Below are 22226 nucleotides of genomic sequence, written 5' to 3'. Positions count from 1 at the left end.
ATGAACGGGCTCAGATACGCCGAGTTGGCAAGGTCCGCCCAATGAGTGCAACCTCGAGCAAGTCGCAAGTCCAGCAGCCCTCATCAGGGGCCGCCGAGCAAGCCCAGCCGCCACCTCATTCCGACGCGGTCGGGGCGGGGGGTGCCGGGGGTCGTCCCCCCTCGGGAGGCGTCGACAACGAGGCCGCGCTGCGCTCGTTGCTGGAGGCGCTGAGGGCGATGCGGGACGGTGACTTCCGTCCCAGGTACGCCCCTCCCGACGACGGCACGCTCGCCGAGATAGGCGAGGTCCTCGGCCAGATCCTGGATCGCAACCGGCACATCGCCGACGAGCTCGGCCGGGTGTGCCGCCAGGTCACGCGCGAGGGCCGGCTGGACGAGCGGCTGGCCGCGAGCCCCGGCCCGGGCCAATGGACCTCCAGCGTCGAGTCGGCCAACACGCTGCTGGACATCATCACCACGCCGCTCACCTCGACGGCCCGCGTCCTGGAGGCGGTCGCCGCCGGCGACCTGTCGCAGCGCGCCGACCTGGAGGTCGGCAACCGAGCCCTGCACGGCGACCTGCGCCGACCGGCCAAGGCCGCCAACCGGATGATCGACCAGCTGTCGCTGTTCACCTCCGAGGTCACCCGCGTCGCGCGCGAGCTCGGCACCGAGGGTCGCCTCGGCGGCCAGTCCAAGGTGCGCGGCCTCACCGGCAGCTGGGCGCAGGTGACCGAGGCCGTGAACGACATGGCGGGCCGCCTCACCGGCCAGGTCCGCGACATCGCCGTGGTGACCACCGCCGTCGCCAAGGGCGACCTGACCCGCAAGGTCACGGTCGAGGCGACCGGCGAGATGCTGGAGCTGAAGCTCACCGTCAACACGATGGTCGACCAGCTCTCGGCGTTCGCCGACGAGGTCACCCGCGTCGCGCGCGAGGTCGGCACCGAGGGGCGGCTGGGCGGCCAGGCGCAGGTACGCGGCGTCAGCGGCACCTGGAAGGACCTCACCGAGTCGGTGAACGTCATGGCCAGCAACCTGACCTACCAGGTGCGCAACATCGCCCAGGTGGCGACGGCGGTGGCCAAGGGCGACCTGAGCCAGAAGATCACCGTTGACGTCAAGGGCGAGCTGCTGGAGCTGAAGGACACCCTCAACACGATGGTGGACCAGCTGTCGGCGTTCGCCGGCGAGGTCACCCGCGTCGCGCGCGAGGTCGGCACCGAGGGCAACCTGGGCGGGCGCGCCGAGGTGACGGGCGTGTCGGGCGTCTGGAAGGACCTGACCGACAACGTCAACGCGATGGCCAACAACCTGACCTCGCAGGTCCGCAACATCGCCCAGATCACCAAGGCGGTCGCCGACGGCGACCTCACCAAGAAGATCGACGTGGACGCCCAGGGCGAGATCCTGGAGCTGAAGGACACGCTCAACACGATGGTCGACCAGCTGTCGGCGTTCTCCTCGGAGGTCACGCGCGTCGCCCGCGAGGTCGGCACGGAGGGACGGCTGGGCGGCCAGGCGCAGGTGCGTGGTGTGTCGGGGGTCTGGAAGGACCTCACCGACAACGTGAATTCGATGGCGAACAACCTGACCAGCCAGGTCCGCAACATCGCGCAGATCACCAAGGCGGTGGCCGACGGTGACCTGTCGAAGAAGATCACGGTTGATGCGCAGGGCGAGATCCTGGAGCTGAAGGACACGCTCAACACGATGGTCGACCAGCTCTCGGGCTTCGCCGACGAGGTGACCCGTGTGGCGCGTGAGGTCGGTACCGAGGGCGAGCTGGGCGGTCAGGCGCAGGTGCGTGGTGTGTCGGGGGTCTGGAAGGACCTCACCGACAACGTGAATTCGATGGCGAACAACCTGACCAGCCAGGTCCGCAACATCGCGCAGATCACCAAGGCGGTGGCCGACGGTGACCTGTCGAAGAAGATCACGGTTGATGCGCAGGGCGAGATCCTGGAGCTGAAGGACACGCTCAACACGATGGTCGACCAGCTGTCCGGCTTCGCCGACGAGGTCACGCGCGTGGCGCGTGAGGTCGGCACGGAGGGACGGCTGGGCGGCCAGGCGCAGGTACGCGGCGCGTCGGGGGTCTGGAAGGACCTCACCGACAACGTCAACTCCATGGCCAACAACCTCACCAACCAGGTCCGCAACATCGCCCAGGTCGCGACGTCGGTGGCGGGCGGTGACCTGACCAAGAAGATCACCGTGGACGCGCGCGGCGAGATCTTCCAGCTGAAGACGACCATCAACACGATGGTCGACACGCTCTCGGCGTTCGCCGACGAGGTGACCCGCGTGGCGCGCGAGGTCGGTACCGAGGGCGAGCTGGGCGGCCAGGCGCAGGTACGCGGCGCGTCGGGGGTCTGGAAGGACCTCACCGACAACGTCAACGCGATGGCCAACAACCTGACCTACCAGGTCCGCAACATCGCCCAGGTCACCACGTCCGTCGCGAACGGCGACCTGACCAAGAAGATCGACGTCGACGCGCAGGGCGAGATCCTGCAGCTGAAGACGACGATCAACACGATGGTCGACACGCTGCAGGCGTTCTCCTCCGAGGTGACCCGCGTCGCCCGCGAGGTCGGCAGCATGGGCGAGCTGGGCGGCCAGGCGCAGGTGCCCGGCGCGTCGGGGGTCTGGAAGGACCTCACCGACAACGTCAACGAGCTCGCCGGAAACCTGACCACCCAGGTCCGCGCGATCGCCGAGGTGGCCAGCGCCGTCGCCCGCGGCGACATGACCCGCGCGATCGCGGTCGAGGCGCGCGGTGAGGTCGCCGAGCTGAAGGACAACGTCAACCTGATGGTGGCCAACCTCCGCGAGACCACCCGCGCGAAGGACTGGCTGGAGAGCAACCTGGCCCGCATCGCGGGACTCATGCAGGGCCACCGCGACCTGGTCGAGGTCGCCAGCCTGATCCTGAGCGAGCTGACCCCGCTGGTCACCGCGCACTACGGCGCGTTCTTCCTGGCCCAGCGCGAGAGCGGCGGCGAGCCGGTGCTGCGGCTGATCGCCGGTTACGGCTACCGCGGCCAGGGCCGGCTGAACGAGGAGATCGTGTTCGGCCAGGGTCTGGTCGGCCAGGCGGCGGTGGAGAAGAAGCGGCTCATCATCATCGACACCCCGCCCGACTACATCAAGATCTCCTCGGGCCTGGGGGAGTCGTCCCCGGCGTGCGTGGTCGTGCTGCCGATCGTGTTCGAGGACGAGGTGCTCGGCGTGATCGAGCTGGCCGCGTTCAGCCGGTTCAGCGACGTGCACCTGGCCTTCTTCGACCAGTTCGTGCACACCATCGGCGTGGCGATCAACACCATCATCGCCAACGCCCGCACCGAGGCGCTGCTCGGCGAGTCCCAGCGCCTCACCCGCGAGCTGCAGGAACGCTCGGGTGAGCTGCAGCGCCAGCAGGCCGAGCTGCGGCGCTCGAACGCCGAGCTGGAGGAGAAGGCGGCGCTGCTGGCCCAGCAGAACCGCGAGATCGAGGTGCAGAACACCGAGATCGAGCAGGCCCGCCGGGCGCTGGAGGAACGCGCCGAGCAGCTGGCCCTGTCCTCGCGCTACAAGTCCAACTTCCTGGCCAACATGTCGCACGAGCTGCGCACCCCGCTGAACAGCCTGCTGCTGCTCGCCAAGCTGATGTGGGCCAACCCGGACGGCAACCTGACCTCCGAGCAGGTGCAGTTCGCCCGCACCATCTATGGTGCCGGGCGCGACCTGCTCCAGCTGATCGACGACATCCTCGACCTGTCCAAGATCGAGGCCGGCAAGATGGAGATCCACCCGGAGGAGATCCCGCTCACCAAGCTCGTCGACTACGTCAACGTCACCTTCCGGCACATCGCGGTCGAGCAGGGCCTGGAGTTCGAGGTCGTCATGAACGACGACCTGCCCGCGGTGCTGTCCACCGACGAGCAGCGGCTCCAGCAGATCGTCCGCAACCTGCTGTCCAACGCCATCAAGTTCACCACCGAGGGCGGTGTACGGCTGGAGATCGGGTTGGCCGAGGACATCTACTTCTCGATCGAGGCGCTGAACCAGGCCGAGCGCGTGGTGGGCTTCACCGTCACCGACACCGGCGTCGGGATCCCGCCCGGCAAGCTGGAGGTCATCTTCGACGCGTTCCAGCAGGCCGACGGGACCACCAGCCGCAAGTACGGCGGCACCGGCCTCGGGCTGTCGATCTGCCGCGAGATCGCCGGGCTGCTCGGCGGCGAGATCCGCGCCGACAGCCGGCCGGGCGTCGGCAGCACGTTCGTGCTCTACCTGCCCGAGCGCAGCCCGCATCCGCGCCGGTTCGAGCTGGAGGAGGGCGGGACACCGGCCGCGATCACCGACGGCGGGATGGTCGCGCTGGAGCCCGCCGCCCGGGTGCACGTCGGCGACGAGTTCGACGAGCCCGGCCTGGTCGTCGCCCAGGACGAGGTGTTCGAGGGCCGCAAGGTCCTCATCATCGACGACGACATACGGAACGTGTTCGCGCTCAGCACGGTGCTGGAGAGGTCCGGCCTGAAGGTGCTCTACGCCGCCGACGGCAAGAAGGGCATCGAGAGCCTGGAGAACAACGACGACATCTCGCTGGTCTTCATGGACGTGATGATGCCGGAGATGGACGGCTACGCCACCACCCGTGCGATCCGCGCGATGCCGCAGTTCACGGCGCTGCCGATCGTGGCCCTCACCGCCAAGGCGATGAAGGGAGACCAGGAGAAGAGCCTGGTCGCGGGCATGTCGGACTACGTCACCAAGCCGGTGGAGATCGAGCACCTCTTCGACGTCATGCGCAAGTGGCTCGAGGGACGCGGGGACGGGGACCAGGACCCGGGCCGGGACGCCCGGGACGCCCGGGAGGGCCAGGAGGGCCCGCAGGGACAAGAGAGGCAAGAGGTGAGATCGGAAGACGGGGAAGACGCCGAAGGGGGACGGCAGTGATGGACTCGGCCCATCTGCCCAAGATCCTGCTGGTGGACGACCAGGAGGAGAACCTGATCGCGCTCACCGCGATCCTGAAGACCGTGAACGCGGTCGTCGTGCCCGCGCGGTCGGGGGAGGACGCGCTGCGGGCACTGATGGCCGACGACTTCGCGGTGATCCTGCTGGACGTGGTGATGCCGGACATGGACGGCTTCGAGACCGCGTACCACATCAAGCGCAAGGACCGGACCAAGGACGTCCCGATCATCTTCCTGACCGCCGCGCGCAGCGAGCCGGACCTGGCGTTCCGCGGCTACGCGGTCGGTGCGGTGGACTACCTGGTCAAGCCGTTCGACCCGTGGGTACTGCGGTCCAAGGTGGAGATCTTCATCGAGCTGCACGAGCAGCGCCGCCGCGCCCGCGAGCGCTCGGCGATCCTGACCGGGCTGTTCCCGGGCGCCTCGACCGGCCTGGCGCACGGCGCGGGCCTGGTCAGCACGCTGAACGAGCACATGGCGGCGGTGCACAAGGCGATGTCGGCGCTCGCCGACCGGATCGACGACGTGGAGGCCAAGGAGGCCTTCGACCGGCTCGACGAGGAGGTCGCCGGGCTGAGGTCGGCCCACGATGCGCTGTTCGGCTGCGAGATCTAGCCGCCGGGCCGCGGCGGCCCGCCACGGGGCTAGGTGCGCGGCTTCAGGTGGCCGCGTTCGAACGCCTCCGCGACGGCGGCCGCGCGGTCCTTCACGCCCAGCTTGGCGTAGATGTGCAGCAGGTGGGTCTTCACGGTGGCCTCACTGATGAACAGCTTGGCGGCCGCCTCCCGGTTGGTGCTGCCGCGCGCGATCAGGCTCAGGACCTCCAGCTCGCGCGGGCTGAGCGGCTCCTGGTCCGCGGCCGCGGCGGGCGCGGGCGTGGCGGCGGTGCGCATCTGGCCGAGCAGGCGCGTGGCGACCGACGGGGACAGCACGGCCTCGCCGCGTGCGGCCGATCGTACGGCCCGGAACAGCTCGTCCTGCAGCGCGTCCTTCAGCAGGTAGCCGGTGGCGCCCGCCTCGATCGCGGGCAGCACGTCGGTGTCGGTGTCGTAGGTGGTGAGCACCAGCACCTTGGACGGCAGGCCCAGCTCGGCCATCGCGGTGATCGCGGTGACGCCGTCGCCGCCCGGCATCCGCAGGTCCATCAGCACGACGTCCGGCGCGAGCTCCCGCGCCCTGCGCACCGCCTCGACGCCGTCCCCGGCCTCGCCGACCACCTCGAAGCCCGGCTCGCCGGTGAACATGCCGCGCAGGCCGTCCCGCACGACCGGGTGGTCGTCCACGATGAGCAGCCGGATCACGCTGTGCCTCCGGCGGGGATCGCGGGCACGCTCGCCGAGATCGCGGTGCCCGCGCCCGGCTCGGACTCGATCTCCAGCGTTCCGGCGACCCGGGCGACGCGGCGGCGCATCGCGGTGAGGCCGTAGCCGCCGTCGCCGTTCGGCCGCACCTGGTCGGGCGCGAATCCGGCGCCGTCGTCGCGGACGTCCAGGGTGACCAGGTCGCCCATGTACGACAGCGTCAGCGCGACCCGGGTGGCCCCGGCATGCTTGGCGACGTTGGCGAGCGCTTCCTGGGCCGTGCGCAGCAGCGTGCCCTCCACCTCGGGGTGCATGGGCCGTACGGTACCGGTCGTGCTCACCTCGGCGGGCACGTGGTGGACCGCCGACCAGCGCTCCACCACCTCGGCCAGCGCGTCGGGGAGACCGGCCTCCTCCAGCTCGCCGGGGCGCAGCGCCTGCACGGACCGGCGCGCCTCGCTGAGGCTCTGGCGGGCCATGGTCTGCGCGAGGTCTACGTGCCGTACCCAGTCGGCATCGCGGTCGCGGGCCTGTTTGGCGGCCTGCAGCTGGGTGACCACCCCGGCCAGGCCCTGCGCGATCGTGTCGTGGATCTCGCCGGCCATCCGCTGCCGCTCGTCCAGCACGCCCGCCTCGCGGGCCTGGGCCAGCAGCTGGGCGTGCAGGCCGGCGTTCTCCTCCATCGTGGCCTCGAGCCGGGCGTTGGTCTCGGCCAGCTCGTTGATCATCGCCTTGCGGCGGTCGGACTCCTCGTCCTGCCGCCACAGGAAGTAGGTGAGCCCGCCGGCCAGGAACACGTTGATGGCCAGGACCAGCAGGTAGATGCCGGGGGCGTCGGAGGCGTGGCCGAACCCGCCCATCTGGGAGGTGGCGGCCAGCGCCGCGACGGCCGCGACGCCGAGCATCCGCAGCCGCCGGGGAAGCAGGAACGCGTGGGTGTAGCCGGTGATCACGCCGAACCCGTACATCGAGTTCAGCGCGATCAGGCCGCCGAGCATGACGAGCAGGACGGCGAAGTAGACGGTCGCGAGGGTGGGGCGGTCGCGCCAGGACGGGTGGAGGGTGACCATCCAGGCGACCCAGGCCAGCGTCGCGGCGGTCAGCCCGACCATCGCCGCGATGTGCGTCCAGCTGCCGTGGGAGGCCAGGACGGCCAGCCCGGTCGCCAGCGTCAGGGAGACGTAGGGGACCACCGCCAGGGCGATCTGCTCCCGCCGTTCCCAGACGTCGAGCTGCTGGTCCCCCGCGTTCACGTTCGTCACCCTCACCATTATCCCGGGCCTCATTCCCAGCGGAAGAAACGGACCGCGAGCAGGCTCGCCAGCACCGTGTAGACGGCCAGCACGGTGAGGTGCAGCCAGGTCGCGCCGATGCCCGACCAGGTCTCCACGACCGCGCCGAACGGGAGGAAGCCGACGATGTCCTGCAGGATGTGCGGCATCTTCTCGACGGGGGCGTAGAGGCCGCCGGCGAAGAAGTTGGCGATGAGGACCGGGATCCCCATGCCGCTGGCGGCGCCGGCGTTCCCCGCGATCCCGGCGATCAGCAGGCCCAGGCCGAGCACGGCGGTGGAGCCGAGCAGGGCCGCCGCGACCGTGGTGCCCGGGTGCTGGGGCGCCTCGGCGCCGAAGCCCAGCGTGGCGATGGCGATCACGACCGCGCCGACGACCGCGGCGATCGCCACGATCACGATCAGCTGGGCCGCGAGCACCCCCGCCGCCGGAACGGGGCTGGCCGACAGCCGCCGCAGCGCCCCGCGCTCGCGCAGCTCGGCGATGAAGGTCGGCAGGCCGGTGCAGGCCAGCACCATCGCCGACATCATGGCCAGCGTCGGGACGAAGGCATCCAGCGTGGTCCGGCCGCCGAGGTCGGCGTGCTTCTCGGTGAACGACGGGATGCTGCCGAAGATGATCAGCAGCAGGATCGGCAGCCCGATCCCGGCGGCCACCACGGGGACGTCCCGCATGGTGAGGCGCGCCTGAGTGCGGAGCAGCGTGCGGAACCCGTGGCCCGTCATGCGCAGGCTGGGCAGCGTCATCGTGGACATGTCGTTTCCCTTCTTACTTCTCGGCCTGGTCGGAGCCGGCCGCGGTGGACCTGGTGAGGGCGAGGTAGGCATCGTCGAGGGTGGTCTGCTCGACCCGCAGGTCGGCGGCGATGATGTGGCGCCGGGCGAGCAGCGCGGTGACGGCCTGTACGACGTTCTCGGTGCCGTTCACCTCCAGGTGCTTGCCCTGCCGCGTCACGCCGGTGACCTCGGGCAGGGCGAGCAGCAGCGCCTCGTCGACCGGCTCGGAGGGCCGGAACCGCATCCGCTGCGGGGTGCCGACCCGGGCGGTGAGCCCGGCCGGGGTGTCGACGGCGACCACGCGGCCCGCGTCGATGAGCGCGAGCCGGTCGCAGAGGCGCTCGGCCTCCTCCATGAAGTGGGTGACCAGGACGACGGTGACGCCCGCGTCGCGGATCCGCTCGATGAGGTCCCAGGCCGCGCGGCGGGCGGCCGGGTCCAGGCCGGTGGTCAGCTCGTCCAGGACGACGATGCGCGGGCTCCCGACCATCGCCAGCGCGATCGCCAGCCGCTGCTGCTGGCCGCCCGACAGCTTGCCGTAGCGGGTCCCGGCCTTGGCCTCCAGGCCCCACTGGGTGATCAGCAGCTCGGGGTCCACCGGGTCGCGGTAGAACGAGGCGTACAGCCGCAGCGCCTCGCGGACCGTCAGCTTGGGCGGCAGCCCGCTCTCCTGGAGCTGGACGCCGAGGAACTGGCGCAGCTCGTCCCGGTCGGCGCGCGGGTCCAGGCCGGCGACGCAGACCCGGCCGCCGTCGGGGGTCCGCAGCCCGGACACGCACTCGACCGTGGTGGTCTTGCCGGCGCCGTTCGGGCCGAGGATCCCGAAGATCTCGCCCTCCTCGACCGAGAAGGACACCCCGTTCAGTGCGACCTGGTCGCCGTAGCGCTTGGTGAGGTCGCTCACCTCGATGATTGCCATGCCTCAAGGCTCGCGCCGAGGCCGTTTCCGCGGGATCCGCCGACCGGTCAGGAGACGGCTGATCCCGGCATCAACCGATCGGTGGATGCCGGGATCGGACACATCAGCCACAGCGTGAGCGCGGCCGAAGGTCTGGCCGAGGGACGAGGCTAGATCGCGAAGCGATGCAGCGCTCGGCCCAAAGCCCGGTGAGGACGAGCCGCCAGGCGAGGCCGTAGGCCGGGGTTTCTTAAGCAGGGCGGGGGATGGCCTTGTACTCCAGGTAGGGGGACAGGCCCTCGGGGCCGAGCTCGCGGCCGAGGCCGCTGTCCTTGTAGCCGCCGAACGGGGTGTTCGGGTCCAGGACGTAGAGGTTGACGCCGCAGCTGCCGGTGCGGATGCGCTTGGCCACCTCGACGCCGTGGTCCACGTCGGCGGTCCACACCGAGCCGCCGAGGCCGTACGCGCTGTCGTTGGCGATCCGGACGGCGTCGTCCTCGTCGTCGTAGGCGATCAGCGCCAGCACCGGGCCGAAGATCTCCTCCTGGGCGATCCGCATGTCGTTGGTGACCTCGCCGAACACGGTCGGGGCCACGTACCAGCCGCGGTCCTGGGGCCGGGACAGGCCGCCGGTGATGACCTTGGCGCCCTCGTCCTGGCCGATCTTGATGTAGTTCTCGACGCGTTCCTGCTGGCGCTTGGCGACCAGCGGGCCGATCTCGGTGCCGTAGTCGGCCGGGTCGCCGACGTTCAGGGCGCCGACCATGGTGGCGAGCGCGTCGGCCACCTCGTCGTAGCGGCTGCGCGGCGCCAGGATGCGGGTCTGCGCGGCGCACGCCTCGCCGTTGTTCATCAGCGAGGCCATCTTGAAGCCCTCGATGGTGGACGCGAGGTCGGCGTCCTCCAGGATGATCGCCGCGGACTTGCCGCCGAGCTCCAGCGTCACGGGCCGCAGCAGCTGCCCGCAGGCCGCGCCGATCTTGCGCCCGGCCTCGGTGGAGCCGGTGAAGGCGACCTTGTTCACGCCCGGGTGCGAGACCAGGTACGCGCCGACCTCGCGCCCGGCGGGCACGATGTTCAGCACGCCGTCGGGCAGCCCGGCCTCCTTGGCCCACTCGGCCAGGACGTAGGCGTCCAGCGGGGTCTCGGGGGAGGGCTTGGCGACCACCGTGCAGCCCGCGATCAGGGCCGGCGCCAGCTTCATCATCAGCGTGAACTGCGGGACGTTCCACGGGTAGATCGCCGCCACCACGCCGACCGGCTCGCGGCTCACGGTGACCGGGCCGAGCATGCCGGGGCGCTCCTCCTCCCAGTTGAACGACTCGGCGAGGTCCACGTAGTACTGCAGCACCATCTGCGGCAGCGCCGCCTGGCCGAAGATGGAGAACAGGATCGGCGATCCCATCTCGGCGGTGACCAGGTCGGCGATCTCCTGCTGGCGCTCGGCGTAGATCGCCGACAGCCGGCCGAGGATCGCGGCCCGCTCGGCCGGGGCCATGCGCGGCCAGGGACCGGCGTCGAAGGCGCGGCGCGCCGCGGCGACGGCGGCGTCCATGTCGGCCTCGGTGCCCTCGGGCACCCGGCCGATGACCTCTTCGGTGTGCGGGGAGATGACGTCGATGGTCCCCGTGCCGGCCGGGGCGGTCCACTGGCCGTCGATGAACAGCCGATCGTGCTCGCGCATGCTGCTTCTGCCTCCAGACCTAATGCTTGCTTGGTACCACAGCATTCACGGTGGCCGGGGTGGTTGGCAAGGGGCGTGAGACTGGAGTCTCAATCGGGAGTGAGTCAGGGGGTGAGGAGGTGCGCGTTCGGTAGCCGGGCGAGATCTGCCAGCTCAGGGCGTTCGACGACCTCCACGCCCGCCGCCAGCAGCCGTTCGACGCCCTGGCCCTCCACGAACAGGCTCGGCTCGCGCCAGGCGAAGACCACCCGGCCGATCCCGGCGCGCAGGATCAGGTCGGTGCAGGTCAGCGGGCGCGACTTGCGCTCGCCGCACGGCTCCAGCGAGCTGTAGATCGTGGTCCCGCGCAGGTCGGCGGCCGTTCTTGCCAGCGCCGCCTTCTTCGGCGCCGCCTTCTTCAGCGCCGGGTCCTCGACTGCCGCCTTCTTGAGCGCCGACTCCTCGGCGTGGTCGTGCGGGTCGTTCTCCCGCGAATAGCCGCGAACGATCTCCTGCCCGTCCATGCCCACGATTACCGCGCCGACCGAGAAGGCGGTCTGCGAGGGCGGGCACAGCGCGGCCAGGTCGCACGCCAGCCGCAGCCACTCCAGGTCTGGGTCGGCCGGGAGAGCCACGCCGTCAGTCATGCCGTCAGCCATGCCGTCAGCCACGGGCGGAGCCGATCACGTACCGCAGCAGCGCGAGGTTGCCGATCCGGGTCAGCTCGGCCAGCCGCATCGGCCGGTCCGGGCTCTGCGGGAAGACGCCCGACCCGACGAAGCGCGGCGCGGACGGGTCGCCGATGAAGAACGGTGCGACCACCAGCTGGATCTCGTCGACCAGCCCGAACTGCAGGAAGCGGGTGTGCATCCCGCCGCCGCCCTCCACCATGAGCCGCCGCACGCCGCGCGCGGCCAGGTCGCCCAGCATCACCGGGAAGTCGACCGGGTCGCCGGTGTCGATGACCTCCGCCCGGCCGGTGAGCCGGGCCGCGAGCTCATGCGCGGCGCGCGAGGAGGAGTACACCAGCTTCGGCGCCTCGCCCGTGGTGAAGAACCTGGCCTCCGGGTCGAGGTCGCCGCTCTCGGTCACGGTGATCTTCGTCAGGTCGGCGGGCTGTCCTTGTTCCCTCCGTTTGTCGCGCCGCGTCGGCGACTTGATGAGCAGTTTGGGGTCGTCGGCGCGCACCGTTCCGGCGCCGACGAGGATGGCGTCACAGGTCGCGCGAACCATGTCCACCCGGTCGAAATCGGCCGGGCTGGACAATCGCAACCGCTCCTCACTCGCGTCGTCGATATAGCCGTCAACCGACATCGCACAGCTCAGGAGCACATAAGGGCGCTCGCTCACGGCGCCACTCTAAGGGACTCCGTAACGCCACACATAGAGTGATTGGAACGTTGCTTACCGTGAGCGACATTTCTTTTGGTGCCCCTCGGCGTTTCTGCGCCGGATGTGTCGGGGGTGATGCCTATGGTGACCCCGACATGCGACTCCTCCACACCTCCGACTGGCACCTCGGCAGATCCTTCCATCGTGAGGATCTCCTGGGCGCACAGGCGGCCTACGTGGACCATCTCGTCGAGACGGTGCGCGCGGAGAACGTGGACTGCGTGCTCATCTCCGGCGACGTCTACGACCGCGCGCTGCCCGCCGTCGACGCGGTGCGGCTGTGCAACGAGGCGCTCGTACGGCTCGCCGAACTGACCCGCGTGGTGCTCATCGCGGGCAACCACGACTCCTCCCGCCGCCTCGGCTTCGGCTCGGAACTGATGAACGCCTCCGGCGTGCACGTGCGCACCGATCCCGCGACCGTCGGCGAGCCGATCCTCATCGAGGACGGCGCGATCTACGGCATCCCCTACCTGGAGCCCGAGCTCGTCCGCCACCCCTGGGAGCTGGACGAGCGCAGCCACTCGGCCGCGCTCACCGAGGCCATGCGCCGCGTCCGCGCCGACGCCGAGCGCCGCGGCGACCTCGCCACTGTCGTGCTCTCCCACTCGTTCGTCACCGGGGGAGAGGCGAGCGACAGCGAACGCGACATCTCCGTCGGCGGCGCAGCCAACGTGCCCGCCTCGGTCTTCGAGGGCGTCGGCTACACGGCCCTCGGCCACCTGCACGGAAAGCAGGAGATGGCCGGGGGAGTCTGGTACTCGGGCTCGCCCCTGGCCTACTCGTTCTCCGAGGAGAAGCAGCGCAAGGGCTCGCTCCTGGTCGACGTGCGGCCTGGCGCCGCGCCGTCGGTCGAGTTCGTCGAGGCCCCGGTGCCGCGCCGCGTCTCGCGCGTGCGCGGCCGCATCGACGACCTGCTGACCGACCCCTCGTACGACAAGTACGAGGATCGCTGGCTCCAGGTCACGCTCACCGACCCCGAGCGGCCGTCGGCGGCGATGGAACGCCTGCGCCGCCGCTTCCCGCACGCCCTCGTGCTGGGCTTCGAGCCGGACGGCGCCTCGTCCGCGAGCAGGCGGACCTGGTCCGAGCGCGTCCAGGAGCGCTCCGAGCTCGACATCGCGGGCGACTTCGTCACCGAGGTCTCCCAGGCCGCGCCGACGGGCGCCGAGCGCGACCTGCTGAACGAGGCCTTCGAGTGCTGCCGCCAGAAGGAGGCGCTCACGTGAGACTTCACCGGCTGGAGATCACCGCGTTCGGGCCGTTCTCGGGCACCGAGGTGATCGACTTCGACGCGCTGTCGGACGCCGGGCTGTTCCTCATCCAGGGCCAGACGGGCGCGGGCAAGACCAGCGTCCTGGACGCCGTCTGCTTCGCCCTCTACGGGCAGGTCCCCGGCGTGCGCAACGCCGTGAAGGGCCTGCGCAGCGACCACGCCCCGCCCGACCAGGGGCCGCGCGTCGTGCTGGAGACCACCGTGCGCGGGCGCCGGCTGCGCGTCACCCGGTCACCGGCCTGGGACCGCCCCAAGAAGCGCGGCTCGGGCACGACGACCGAGCACGCCGCCGTGCTCCTGGAGGAGTACGAACACGGTGAGGCTGTGTCTACCCGGGGGGCGACCCCCGGAGCCCCCGAATGGCGCGCCCACACCAACCGGCTCGACGAGGCGGGCGACCTCATCGGCCGGATGCTCGGGATGACGGCCGCGCAGTTCTGCCAGGTGGCGATGCTGCCGCAGGGCGAGTTCGCGAGCTTCCTGCGTGCCGGGGCCGAGGAACGCCGCAAGGTGCTCGAACGGCTCTTCGCCACCGAAATCTTCACCCAGGTTGAGAAGTGGCTCGCCGACCGCCGTTCCGGCACTCGCCGCGAAGCCGCCGACCTGCGTGCCGCCGCCGAGTCGATCGCGGACCGTATCGCCGAGACCACCGGAACCCAGCGCCCCGGCGCCGCCCTGGTCCCCGAGCCGCGCGCCGCCGAGACCTCCGAAGAGCCGCTGGACGACGTCGAGGTGCTGCCCGCTTGGGCCGCCGAGCTGACCGGGCACCATCTGGCCGCGCGCGCCGCCTACGAGGAACTGCTCGCCGAGGTCACCGCGACGCTCGACCAGGCCCGTTCCGCCGCCGACCGGGGCCGCACATTGGCCGAACGCCAGCAGCGGCACGCCCAGGCACTGCGCCGCAAGGCCGTCCTGGAGGAGCACGCCGAAGAACGAGGCCGCCTCACCGCACAGCTGGACGCCGCCGCGCGGGCCGACCGCGTCGTCCCGCTGATCCGCCAGTGCCGCGAACGCGCCCAGCGCGCCGACACCGCACGGCACATCGCCGCCGAGGCCCGTTCCCGCGTCGGCGCGCTGGTGACGCCGAACGCGGCCGAGGACGTCCTCGCCAAGGCCGAACGCGAGCGCCGCGACGACATCGCAGCCCTGGAGAGCAAGCGGTCCCTGGCGGCTCGCCAGCGGCAGATCACCGCCGAGCTCACTCAGCTGACCACCGAACGTGAACGCCTGGAGCCCGAAGAGGCCAAGCTCGCCGCCACCCTGGAAGAGCTGCCCGGCCTCGTTCAGGAGCAGCGGGCGCAGCTCCAGGAGGGCGTGGCCGCCGTCGCCGCCCGCGGCGGAGCGCAGGGCGCGGTCGCCGACGTCACCCGCAGGCTGGAGGCCGCCCAGCGCCGCGACCAGGTGATCGACCGCCTCGGCGAGGCCGAGGTCGCGCTCCAGGTCGTCATCGACGCCGCCCAGAACGCCCGCGCCCACTACCTCGACCTCCGTCAGGCACGGCTGGAGGGCATGGCCGCGACCCTCGCCGAAGACCTCAAGGCGGGGGAAGCGTGCCTGGTCTGCGGCTCGACCGACCACCCGGCGCCCGCCTCCGCCCTCGGCCTGATCCCCGGCGAAGAGGACGAGGAACGCGCCCAGACCGCCTACGAGCAGGCCCAGCGCGACCGCGAGGAGGCCAGCAACCGCGTCGAGGCCCTGCGCGCCGAACGCGACGCCGCGCTGGACGCGGTCGGCGAGACCTCCGCCGAGGAACTCGCCGCCGAGCTGGCGGGCGCCCGCGAGACCCTGGACGCCATCGACGCCCGCACCGCCGACGTCGAACGCATGGAGACCCTCCTCCACCAGGCCGAACAGGAGCTCGACCGGCTCCGCGACCGCAGCGGCGAGGTCGCCCAGGCCCTCACCGCCAACCGCACGCGCGGCGCCGAGCTGACGGGCGAGCAGGCCCGCCTCGCGGCCGACCTGGACGAGGCGCGCGGCGACGACCCCACCCTCGAGGCCCGCATCCAGCGCCTCGGCGGCGAGGCAGACGCGCTCGCCGAGGCCGTCCGGGCCCTCCAGGCCGCCGACGTCGCGGCCGGGGAGCTGGCCGCCGCACGCGCCCGCGCCAAGCAGACCGCCGCCGACGATGGCTTCACCACCGCCGACGAGGTCACCGCCGCCGCGCTCGACGACGAGGACCAGGGCAGGCTCCGCGACAAGATCCGCCGGCACGAGGACGAGGAGGCCGCCGTCCGCGAGCTCCTGTCCGACCGCGAACTGGCCGCCGCAGCCGCTGAGGCGGCGCCCGACCTGGACGTTCTCGAAGCCGCGCTCGCCGCCGCCGAGTCGGAGCGCACGGCCGTGTCGTCGGCCGCCGACCGGGCCCGGCAGCGCTGCGCCCGCCTCGCCGAGCTGGGCGGGGAGCTGGCCGCGCGGGTCCGTGCCTGGCGTCCCGCCGCCGAACGCCACGCCATCGCCGCACGGCTCGCGGGCCTGACGTCCGGCCAGTCCTCGGCCAACCGCCTCAGCATGCGCCTGTCCGCCTACGTGCTGGCCGCCCGGCTGGAGCAGGTCGTCGCCGCCGCCAACGAACGCCTGGCGCGCATGTCGGCCGGCCGCTACGCCCTCCTGCACACCATCGACAAGGCCGCGGGCGACCGGCGCGGCGGCAGCGGCGGCCTCGGCCTGCGCGTCGTGGACGCCTGGACCGGCCAGGAACGCGACCCGGTGACGCTGTCGGGCGGCGAGTCGTTCATCAGCTCGCTGGCGCTGGCGCTCGGCCTCGCCGACGTCGTCACCGCCGAGGCGGGCGGCACGGAGATCAACACGCTGTTCGTGGACGAGGGCTTCGGCACCCTGGACGAGGAGACCCTCGACGAGGTCATGGACGTCCTGGACGGCCTGCGGGACGGCGGCCGGGCCGTCGGGATCGTCAGCCACGTCGCCGAGCTGAGGACCCGCATCCCCGCCCAGCTCCGCATCCACAAGGACCGCACCGGCTCCCGGGCCGCGGTCGCCGTCTGACCAGCGCGGCCCTGTAAACTTCGCCCCGGCCGGGGCCTTCGCCCCGCCGACGGATCGTGAGCTGGGGAGCACATGGAACTGGTCCACTCGGGCAAGGTCAGGGACGTCTACGCCGACGGCGACGACCTCATTCTGGTCGCCTCCGACCGGGTGAGCGTGTACGACGTCGTGCTGCCCACCGAGGTCCCCGACAAGGGCAAGATCCTCACCCAGCTGTCGCTGTGGTGGTTCGAGCAGCTCGCGGGCATCGTCCCCAACCACGTGATCTCCGCGACCGACGTTCCGGCCGAGTGGGCCGGGCGGGCCGTGCGCTGCCGGCGGCTCACGATGCTCCCGGTCGAGTGGATCGCCCGCGGCTACCTGGCCGGTCTCGGCCTCAAGGAGTACGAGAAGGGCGGGAACGTGTCCGGCGTCGCCCTGCCGCCCGGCCTCGTCGAGGGATCCAAGCTCCCCGAGCCGATCTTCACGCCGACCACCAAGGCCACCGAGGGCCACGACGAGTTCATCACCTACGACGACGTGGTGGCCGAGATCGGGGCCGACACCGCCGCGCGCCTCAAGGAGACCACCCTTGAGGTCTACCGGCGCGGCGCCGCCCTGGCCGCCGAACGCGGCATCATCATCGCCGACACCAAACTGGAGTTCGGCCGCGCCGCCGACGGCACGCTCGTCCTCGGCGACGAGGTACTGACCTCGGACTCCTCGCGCTTCTGGCCCGCGGGCGAATGGCGGCCGGGCGGGCCTCAGCACTCGCTCGACAAGCAGTTCGTCCGGGACTGGAGCAGCACCCTGGACTGGGATCGCACGCCGCCCGGGCCCGCGATCCCCGACGAGATCGTGGACGCCACCCGGGCGCGCTACATCGACGTGTACGAGAGGCTCACCGGCCGCCGCTGGGAGTCCTGACCCTCCGGAGGCCCTCCTGCTCGGTCTCGAACTCGCCGTCGCCCTCGGCGCGGCACTGCTGATCTGCGGGGTCGTGGAGCGCGAGCTGCGGCTGCCGCCCCCGGTGACGCTGCTGGCCTGCGGGGTCGTGCTCGGCTTCATCCCGGCGCTGCGCGGGGTGACGCTGCCGCCCGAGGCCGTCCTGCTGCTGTTCCTCCCGGCGCTGCTGTACTGGGAGAGCCTGACGACCTCGCTGCGGGAGATCCGCAGCAACCTGCGCGTCATCGTGCTCACCAGCACCGTGCTGGTCGTCGCGACCGCCGCCGCCGTCGCGGTGGCGGCGCAGTGGTTCGGCATGCCCACCGGCCCCGCGTGGGTGCTCGGCGCGGCGCTCGCGCCGACGGACGCGACCGCCGTCGCGGTCCTGGCCCGCGGCCTGCCACGCCGCACGATGACGATCCTGCGCGCCGAGAGCCTGGTGAACGACGGCACGGCCCTGGTCATCTACGGGATCGCGGTCGGCGTCGTCGTCCATCAGGAGCACCTCAGCCCGGTGCACGTCAGCTGGCTGTTCATGCTCGCCTACGTCGGGGGAGCGCTCGCCGGGCTGCTGGTGGCGTGGATCGCGATGCGGGTCCGCAACTGGCTGGACGATCCGCTGCTCGAAACCTCGGTGAGCGTGCTGACGCCGTTCACCGCCTTCCTGCTCGCCGAGCTGATCGAGGCCTCGGGCGTGCTCGCGGTCGTGGTGTGCGGGCTCGTGCTGAGCCAGTACGGCCCGCGCCGGGTCGGCGCCGAGACCCGCCAGCTGACCAACGCGTTCTGGCGGGTCACGACCTTCATCCTGAACGGGGCGCTGTTCGTCCTCATCGGGCTCCAGGTGCAGGCGTCGATCCGCGACCTGACCCACGCGACCGTCGGACGGGGCCTGGCCGCCGTCGGGCTCATCTCGGCCGCGGTCATCGGCATGCGCGTCCTCTGGTCGTACACGACGCCGTACATCATCCGCGCGATCGACCGCCGGCCGCAGCAGCGGCTGAGACGGGTGGGCGCGCGGCAGCGCCTGGTCAGCGCCGGGTCGGGCTTCCGTGGCGCGGTCTCGCTGGCGGCGGCGCTGGCGGTGCCGGAGCTGCTGGACTCCGGCGAGCCGTTCCCCGACCGCGACCTGATCGTGTTCGTGACGACCGGCGTGATCGTGGTGACGCTGGTGCTCCAGGGCTTCGCGCTGCCGCTGCTGATCCGGCTGGCGCGGCTGCCCGAGGACACCGCGCTGCAGGAGGAACGCCGGTTGGCCGAGACCGTGGCGACCGAGGAGGCGCTCGCGGTGATCCCCGAGGTCGCGGCGTCGCTCGGCACCTCCCAGCCGGTGCTCGAGCGGACCCTCACCGAGTACGAGACGCATCTGAAGGTGCTCTGCACGATCTGCGAGCCCGAGGACGACCCGGTCCGCGACGCCGAGGACGACTACGCCGCGCTCCGGCTGGCGCTGCTGGCGCGCAAGCGGGCGACGATCGTACGGCTGCGCGACGAGCGGCGGATCGACGACACGGTGCTGCGGATGATCCAGCAGCGGCTCGACATCGAGGAGGTCCGCCTCGCCCGCCGCGAGGTCATCGACTAGCGCTCGGCTACCCGGTCGGGCGTTCGGGCGGTCGCATGATCAGGCCAGGTCAGGTCAGGTCAGGGCTTGCGGCCGATGCCGGCCAGCAGCCAGCCGCTCGGCGGCTCGCCCTCGCGGTCGGGCCGCCATTCCGCCGCGTTCACCAGGCCCGGCTCCAGCAGGCCGAGGCCGTCGAAGAAGCCGGTGAGGCGCTCGCGCGACCGGAAGGTGACCACGACGCCGTACTCGCGGATCAGGTGGTCGGCGGTGGCGCGTTCCTCGGCGGTGAGGTTCTCGTCGGTGAAGTCGCAGACGACCAGGTGGCTGCCCGGCGCCATCGCACTGGTGAACGCGGCGACGGTGGCCTCGGGGTCCTCCTCGTCCAGCAGCAGGTCGAGCACCGAGATCATCAGTACCGCGACGGGCTTGCCGAAGTCGATGAGCCCGGTCAGGCCCTCGTGCTCCAGGATGCTCCGCGGCTCGCGCGCGTCCGCCAGGATCGCGGCGGCGCCCGGAACGGCGTGCACGAGCGACTGGAAGTGCACCACCGAGACCGGGTCGTTGTCGACATAGACCACGCGCGCGTCCGGGTCGGCGCCGAGCACCACCTCGTGCAGGTCGGCCTTGCCCGGCAGCCCGCACCCGACGTCGATGAACTGCCGGATGCCCGCCTCCAGCAGGAACCGCACCGCCCGCCGCATGAACTTGCGGTTCTCCCTGGGCAGCAGCCGCGTGGCGGGCAGCGACTGGAACGTCTCGATGGCGACCTCGCGGTCGGCCGAGTAGTTGTCCTTGCCACCCACGGCGAAGTCGAGGATGCGCGCGGAGGCTGCGCGGTTCGGTTTCGGGTCGCTGCTCATCGTGCCTCCTCTATGGTTTGCGCCCGACCCCGGCCATCAGCCAGCCGGACGGCGGGTCGTACGGGCGGTCGGGGCGCCACTCGGGGGCCGGCACCAGGCCCGGGTCGACCAGGTCGAGTCCCTCGAACCAGCCCGCGAACCGCTGCGACGAACGGAAGGTCAGCGGGATCCCGTAGCGCTCGGTCAGATCATGATGGGCCGCCCAGTCGGCCTCTGTCAGGTGATCGCTGAGGAAATCGCAGATCACCAGGTGTCCACCAGGGGCCAGCGCGTCCCGGAACGCCGCCACGACCGCGTCGGGATCGTCCTCGTCCTGGATCCAGTCCAGCATCGAGATCATCAGCACCCCGACCGGCAGGTCGAAGTCGATCAGCGCCGTGACCTCGGGCGACTCCAGGATCTCGGCGGGCCGCCGCGCGTCCCCGTTGACGGCCGCGACGCCCTTCACCGTGTGCACGAGCGACTGGTAGTGGACGACGGCGACGGGATCGCTGTCGACGTACACGACGCGCGCGTCCGGGTCGGCGGCGTGCGCGAGGTCGTGCACGTTGCCCTTGCCGGGCAGGCCGCAGCCGAGGTCGATGAACTGGCGCACGCCGGCGTCCAGCAGGTGGCGCACGGCGCGGCGCATGAACTTGCGGTTCTCGCGCGGCAGCAGGTGCGCGACGCGGTGCATGCCGAGCGCCTCGCTCGCCGCCTGCCGGTCGGCGCCGTAGTTGTCCTTGCCGCCGAGGGAGTAGTCGTAGACGCGGGCGCTCGCGGGGCCGGAGAATCCGAGGTCGGTCGGCTGTCCCGCGTCGGTCGGCATTCCGGCGTCGGCCGACGGCGCGGGGTCGGTCGGGTTTCCGAGGTCGGGCGGGTCACGATCGGGCATCTGGCATCCCTCACGGGGTGGTCGGCCGGGGAGCGGAGGCCGAGGCGGGGGATCACCCAGACTAGTGGATCGATCGAATCAACGGGTACCCTCCGTCGCCCATCCCGTACGGAAAGAGACGGGCGACGGAGGGTGTCTCACTGAGACACGGTCGTCTTAGAGCTTGGTGTAGCGGTCAGAGCTTGGTGTAGCAGGGCGCGTCGAGCGTGTAGCCCTTGGCGGTCGGTCCCGTGAACGCCTCCTTGATGACCTTCACGCCGGTCGGCGCGGTGTCGTCGGGCTGCGCGATGAGCGTGGTGCGCACGGCGCCGGTGTTCGGGTCGCCCGCGTAGTTGCCCGACCCGGGCGGCAGCATGCCCTCGTAGTCGACCGAGCTGATCTGCTTGACGGCCTTGGCAAGCCCTGCGCGGGTCAGGTCCTTGTTGGCGGCGGCCTTCTGCAGCGCGGCCTTGAGCGGGTACGACCAGACCCAGCCGGCGGTGTAGCCGTCGTTCGGGTCGACCTGGCCGACCGCCGCGCGCATCGCCTGGTGACCCGGGGTGTCGGTCTGGAACGGCGCCCACGGAGCCGACTGCAGGTACTGCGCCTTGATGGCCGGCGCGGCGGGGCTCTTCAGCAGTCCCTTGTTCCAGCTCGGGCTCGTACCGAGGTAGTGGCCCTTGTAGCCGCGCGCCGCGGCCTGCCCGACGACCGTGCCCGCGTCGGTCGGCCCGGTGGTGAGCACGACGATGTCGGGCTTCTCCTTGACGATCGCGTCCACCGCGCGGCCCTGGTTGTCCTGCCCCTGCGGGGTCTCGACCGCACTGAACGACAGCTTGTGCGCCGCCGCCGCGACCTTGGCCCCGGCCGCCGCGTCGTTGCCGTAGTCGCCCGCGTAGTGCACGGCCATGATCTTCTTGGGCTTGTAGGTGTCGACCGCGTAGTCGATCGCGTTCATCGACTCGATGCAGTAGCTGGCGCCCGACTCCAGCATCACGTCCTCGAAGTTCCACAGCGAGGTCCACGACGCGGGCACGGCCACGATCTTGCTGGACTTCAGGTCGTTGATGATGGCGGCGGTCGTCGGCGAGCCGAGCGTCTGCGCGAGCGCCAGCACCTTGCCCTTGATCTCCTGGTAGACCTGGTTGTGCACCTGCGGGTTGTACTTGTTGTCGCGCACGTACTTGGTGACGTCGATGTCGTAGCCGCCGATGCCGCCCTGGGTGTTGACGCGCTTCCAGAACGCCTTCTGCGCCTCGGTGATCGGCACGGCCAGCGCGTGGAACGGGCCGATGGTGAGGTCGGAGATCGACCCCAGGTAGATGCAGCCGTGCTTCTTGTTGACCGCGTTCGGGCAGGGGTCCTTGGTGACCCCCGGTGTGCCGCTGTCGCTCTTGCCGTCCCCCCGGAACACCCCGCATCCGCTGAGCACGAGCACGCCCGCGGCGATCGCCGCGCCGATCCTGGTCTTCATGAGGG

The 22226-nt window shown here is 71.3% G+C and carries 16 protein-coding genes; 6 read left to right on the top strand and 10 right to left on the bottom strand.

Translation table 11 applies throughout. The features are described 5' to 3' along the window. Nucleotides 1–41: 41 nt before the first annotated feature. Both J4573_RS50970 and J4573_RS50965 read left to right on the top strand, forming a co-directional pair. Nucleotides 42–4925 (top strand): HAMP domain-containing protein, encoded by a 4884-nt coding sequence (locus J4573_RS50970; RefSeq protein ID WP_243774935.1) that lies wholly within the window; start codon nucleotides 42–44, stop codon nucleotides 4923–4925. After that, nucleotides 4925–5560: a response regulator gene (locus tag J4573_RS50965; protein WP_208263706.1), complete on the top strand. Its 636-nt coding sequence runs from the start codon at nucleotides 4925–4927 to the stop codon at nucleotides 5558–5560. Before J4573_RS50970 ends, J4573_RS50965 begins: the two co-directional genes overlap by 1 nt. 29 nt (nucleotides 5561–5589) lie before the next feature. Here J4573_RS50965 and J4573_RS50960 read toward each other — a convergent pair whose 3' ends face one another. The 7 genes from J4573_RS50960 to J4573_RS50930 all read right to left on the bottom strand — a co-directional run bounded on the left by J4573_RS50960 (nucleotide 5590) and on the right by J4573_RS50930 (nucleotide 12225). Next, nucleotides 5590–6246 (bottom strand): response regulator, encoded by a 657-nt coding sequence (locus tag J4573_RS50960; RefSeq protein ID WP_208263705.1) that lies wholly within the window; start codon nucleotides 6244–6246, stop codon nucleotides 5590–5592. Further along, nucleotides 6243–7508, bottom strand: a complete 1266-nt coding sequence (locus J4573_RS50955; RefSeq protein WP_307797540.1) for a sensor histidine kinase — start codon at nucleotides 7506–7508, stop codon at nucleotides 6243–6245. The genes J4573_RS50960 and J4573_RS50955 overlap by 4 nt, the downstream gene beginning before the upstream one ends. Before the next feature lie 20 nt (nucleotides 7509–7528). After that, nucleotides 7529–8293, bottom strand: a complete 765-nt coding sequence (locus J4573_RS50950) for an ABC transporter permease (protein ID WP_208263703.1) — start codon at nucleotides 8291–8293, stop codon at nucleotides 7529–7531. Between the two features lie 13 nt (nucleotides 8294–8306). After that, nucleotides 8307–9233 (bottom strand): ABC transporter ATP-binding protein, encoded by a 927-nt coding sequence (locus J4573_RS50945; protein WP_208263702.1) that lies wholly within the window; start codon nucleotides 9231–9233, stop codon nucleotides 8307–8309. Nucleotides 9234–9462: 229 nt separating this feature from the next. Then, on the bottom strand, nucleotides 9463–10896 hold the full coding sequence (locus J4573_RS50940; RefSeq protein ID WP_208263701.1) for an aldehyde dehydrogenase: 1434 nt from the start codon (nucleotides 10894–10896) through the stop codon (nucleotides 9463–9465). Nucleotides 10897–11000: 104 nt separating this feature from the next. Then, nucleotides 11001–11522, bottom strand: a complete 522-nt coding sequence (locus tag J4573_RS50935; RefSeq protein ID WP_243774934.1) for a cytidine/deoxycytidylate deaminase family protein — start codon at nucleotides 11520–11522, stop codon at nucleotides 11001–11003. A gap of 16 nt (nucleotides 11523–11538) precedes the next feature. After that, entirely contained in the window at nucleotides 11539–12225 is a 687-nt protein-coding gene (locus tag J4573_RS50930) for a RibD family protein (RefSeq protein ID WP_208263699.1), read from the bottom strand. A gap of 137 nt (nucleotides 12226–12362) precedes the next feature. Here J4573_RS50930 and J4573_RS50925 point away from each other — a divergent pair, with 137 nt between their 5' ends. The 4 genes from J4573_RS50925 (at nucleotide 12363) to J4573_RS50910 (ending at nucleotide 19055) form a co-directional block, all read left to right on the top strand. Then, nucleotides 12363–13496 (top strand): exonuclease SbcCD subunit D, encoded by a 1134-nt coding sequence (locus J4573_RS50925; protein ID WP_208263698.1) that lies wholly within the window; start codon nucleotides 12363–12365, stop codon nucleotides 13494–13496. After that, on the top strand, nucleotides 13493–16549 hold the full coding sequence (locus J4573_RS50920) for an AAA family ATPase (protein ID WP_208263697.1): 3057 nt from the start codon (nucleotides 13493–13495) through the stop codon (nucleotides 16547–16549). Before J4573_RS50925 ends, J4573_RS50920 begins: the two co-directional genes overlap by 4 nt. 72 nt (nucleotides 16550–16621) lie before the next feature. Continuing rightward, a complete protein-coding gene (locus tag J4573_RS50915) occupies nucleotides 16622–17455 on the top strand; it encodes a phosphoribosylaminoimidazolesuccinocarboxamide synthase (protein ID WP_208263696.1) in 834 nt (277 codons plus the stop codon). Beyond that, nucleotides 17349–19055, top strand: coding sequence for a Na+/H+ antiporter (locus tag J4573_RS50910; protein WP_307797542.1), 1707 nt, complete (start codon nucleotides 17349–17351; stop codon nucleotides 19053–19055). The genes J4573_RS50915 and J4573_RS50910 overlap by 107 nt, the downstream gene beginning before the upstream one ends. A gap of 59 nt (nucleotides 19056–19114) precedes the next feature. Here the strand turns inward: J4573_RS50910 and J4573_RS50905 are convergent, their stop codons facing one another. From J4573_RS50905 to J4573_RS50895, 3 genes are all read right to left on the bottom strand, one after another. Further along, nucleotides 19115–19894 carry an SAM-dependent methyltransferase gene (locus tag J4573_RS50905; RefSeq protein WP_208263694.1) on the bottom strand — a complete coding sequence of 260 codons (780 nt, stop codon included), beginning with the start codon at nucleotides 19892–19894 and terminating at the stop codon, nucleotides 19115–19117. A 10-nt stretch (nucleotides 19895–19904) separates the two neighbouring features. Continuing rightward, nucleotides 19905–20768, bottom strand: coding sequence for an SAM-dependent methyltransferase (locus J4573_RS50900; RefSeq protein WP_208263693.1), 864 nt, complete (start codon nucleotides 20766–20768; stop codon nucleotides 19905–19907). Nucleotides 20769–20943: 175 nt separating this feature from the next. Next, a complete protein-coding gene (locus J4573_RS50895) occupies nucleotides 20944–22221 on the bottom strand; it encodes an ABC transporter substrate-binding protein (protein ID WP_208263692.1) in 1278 nt (425 codons plus the stop codon). Nucleotides 22222–22226: the final 5 nt, after the last annotated feature.

It is taken from the genome of Actinomadura barringtoniae (assembly GCF_017573505.1).
GTDB classification, from domain to species: Bacteria; Actinomycetota; Actinomycetes; order Streptosporangiales; family Streptosporangiaceae; genus Spirillospora; species Spirillospora barringtoniae.
This window is presented reverse-complemented; position numbering and strand designations above follow the sequence as displayed.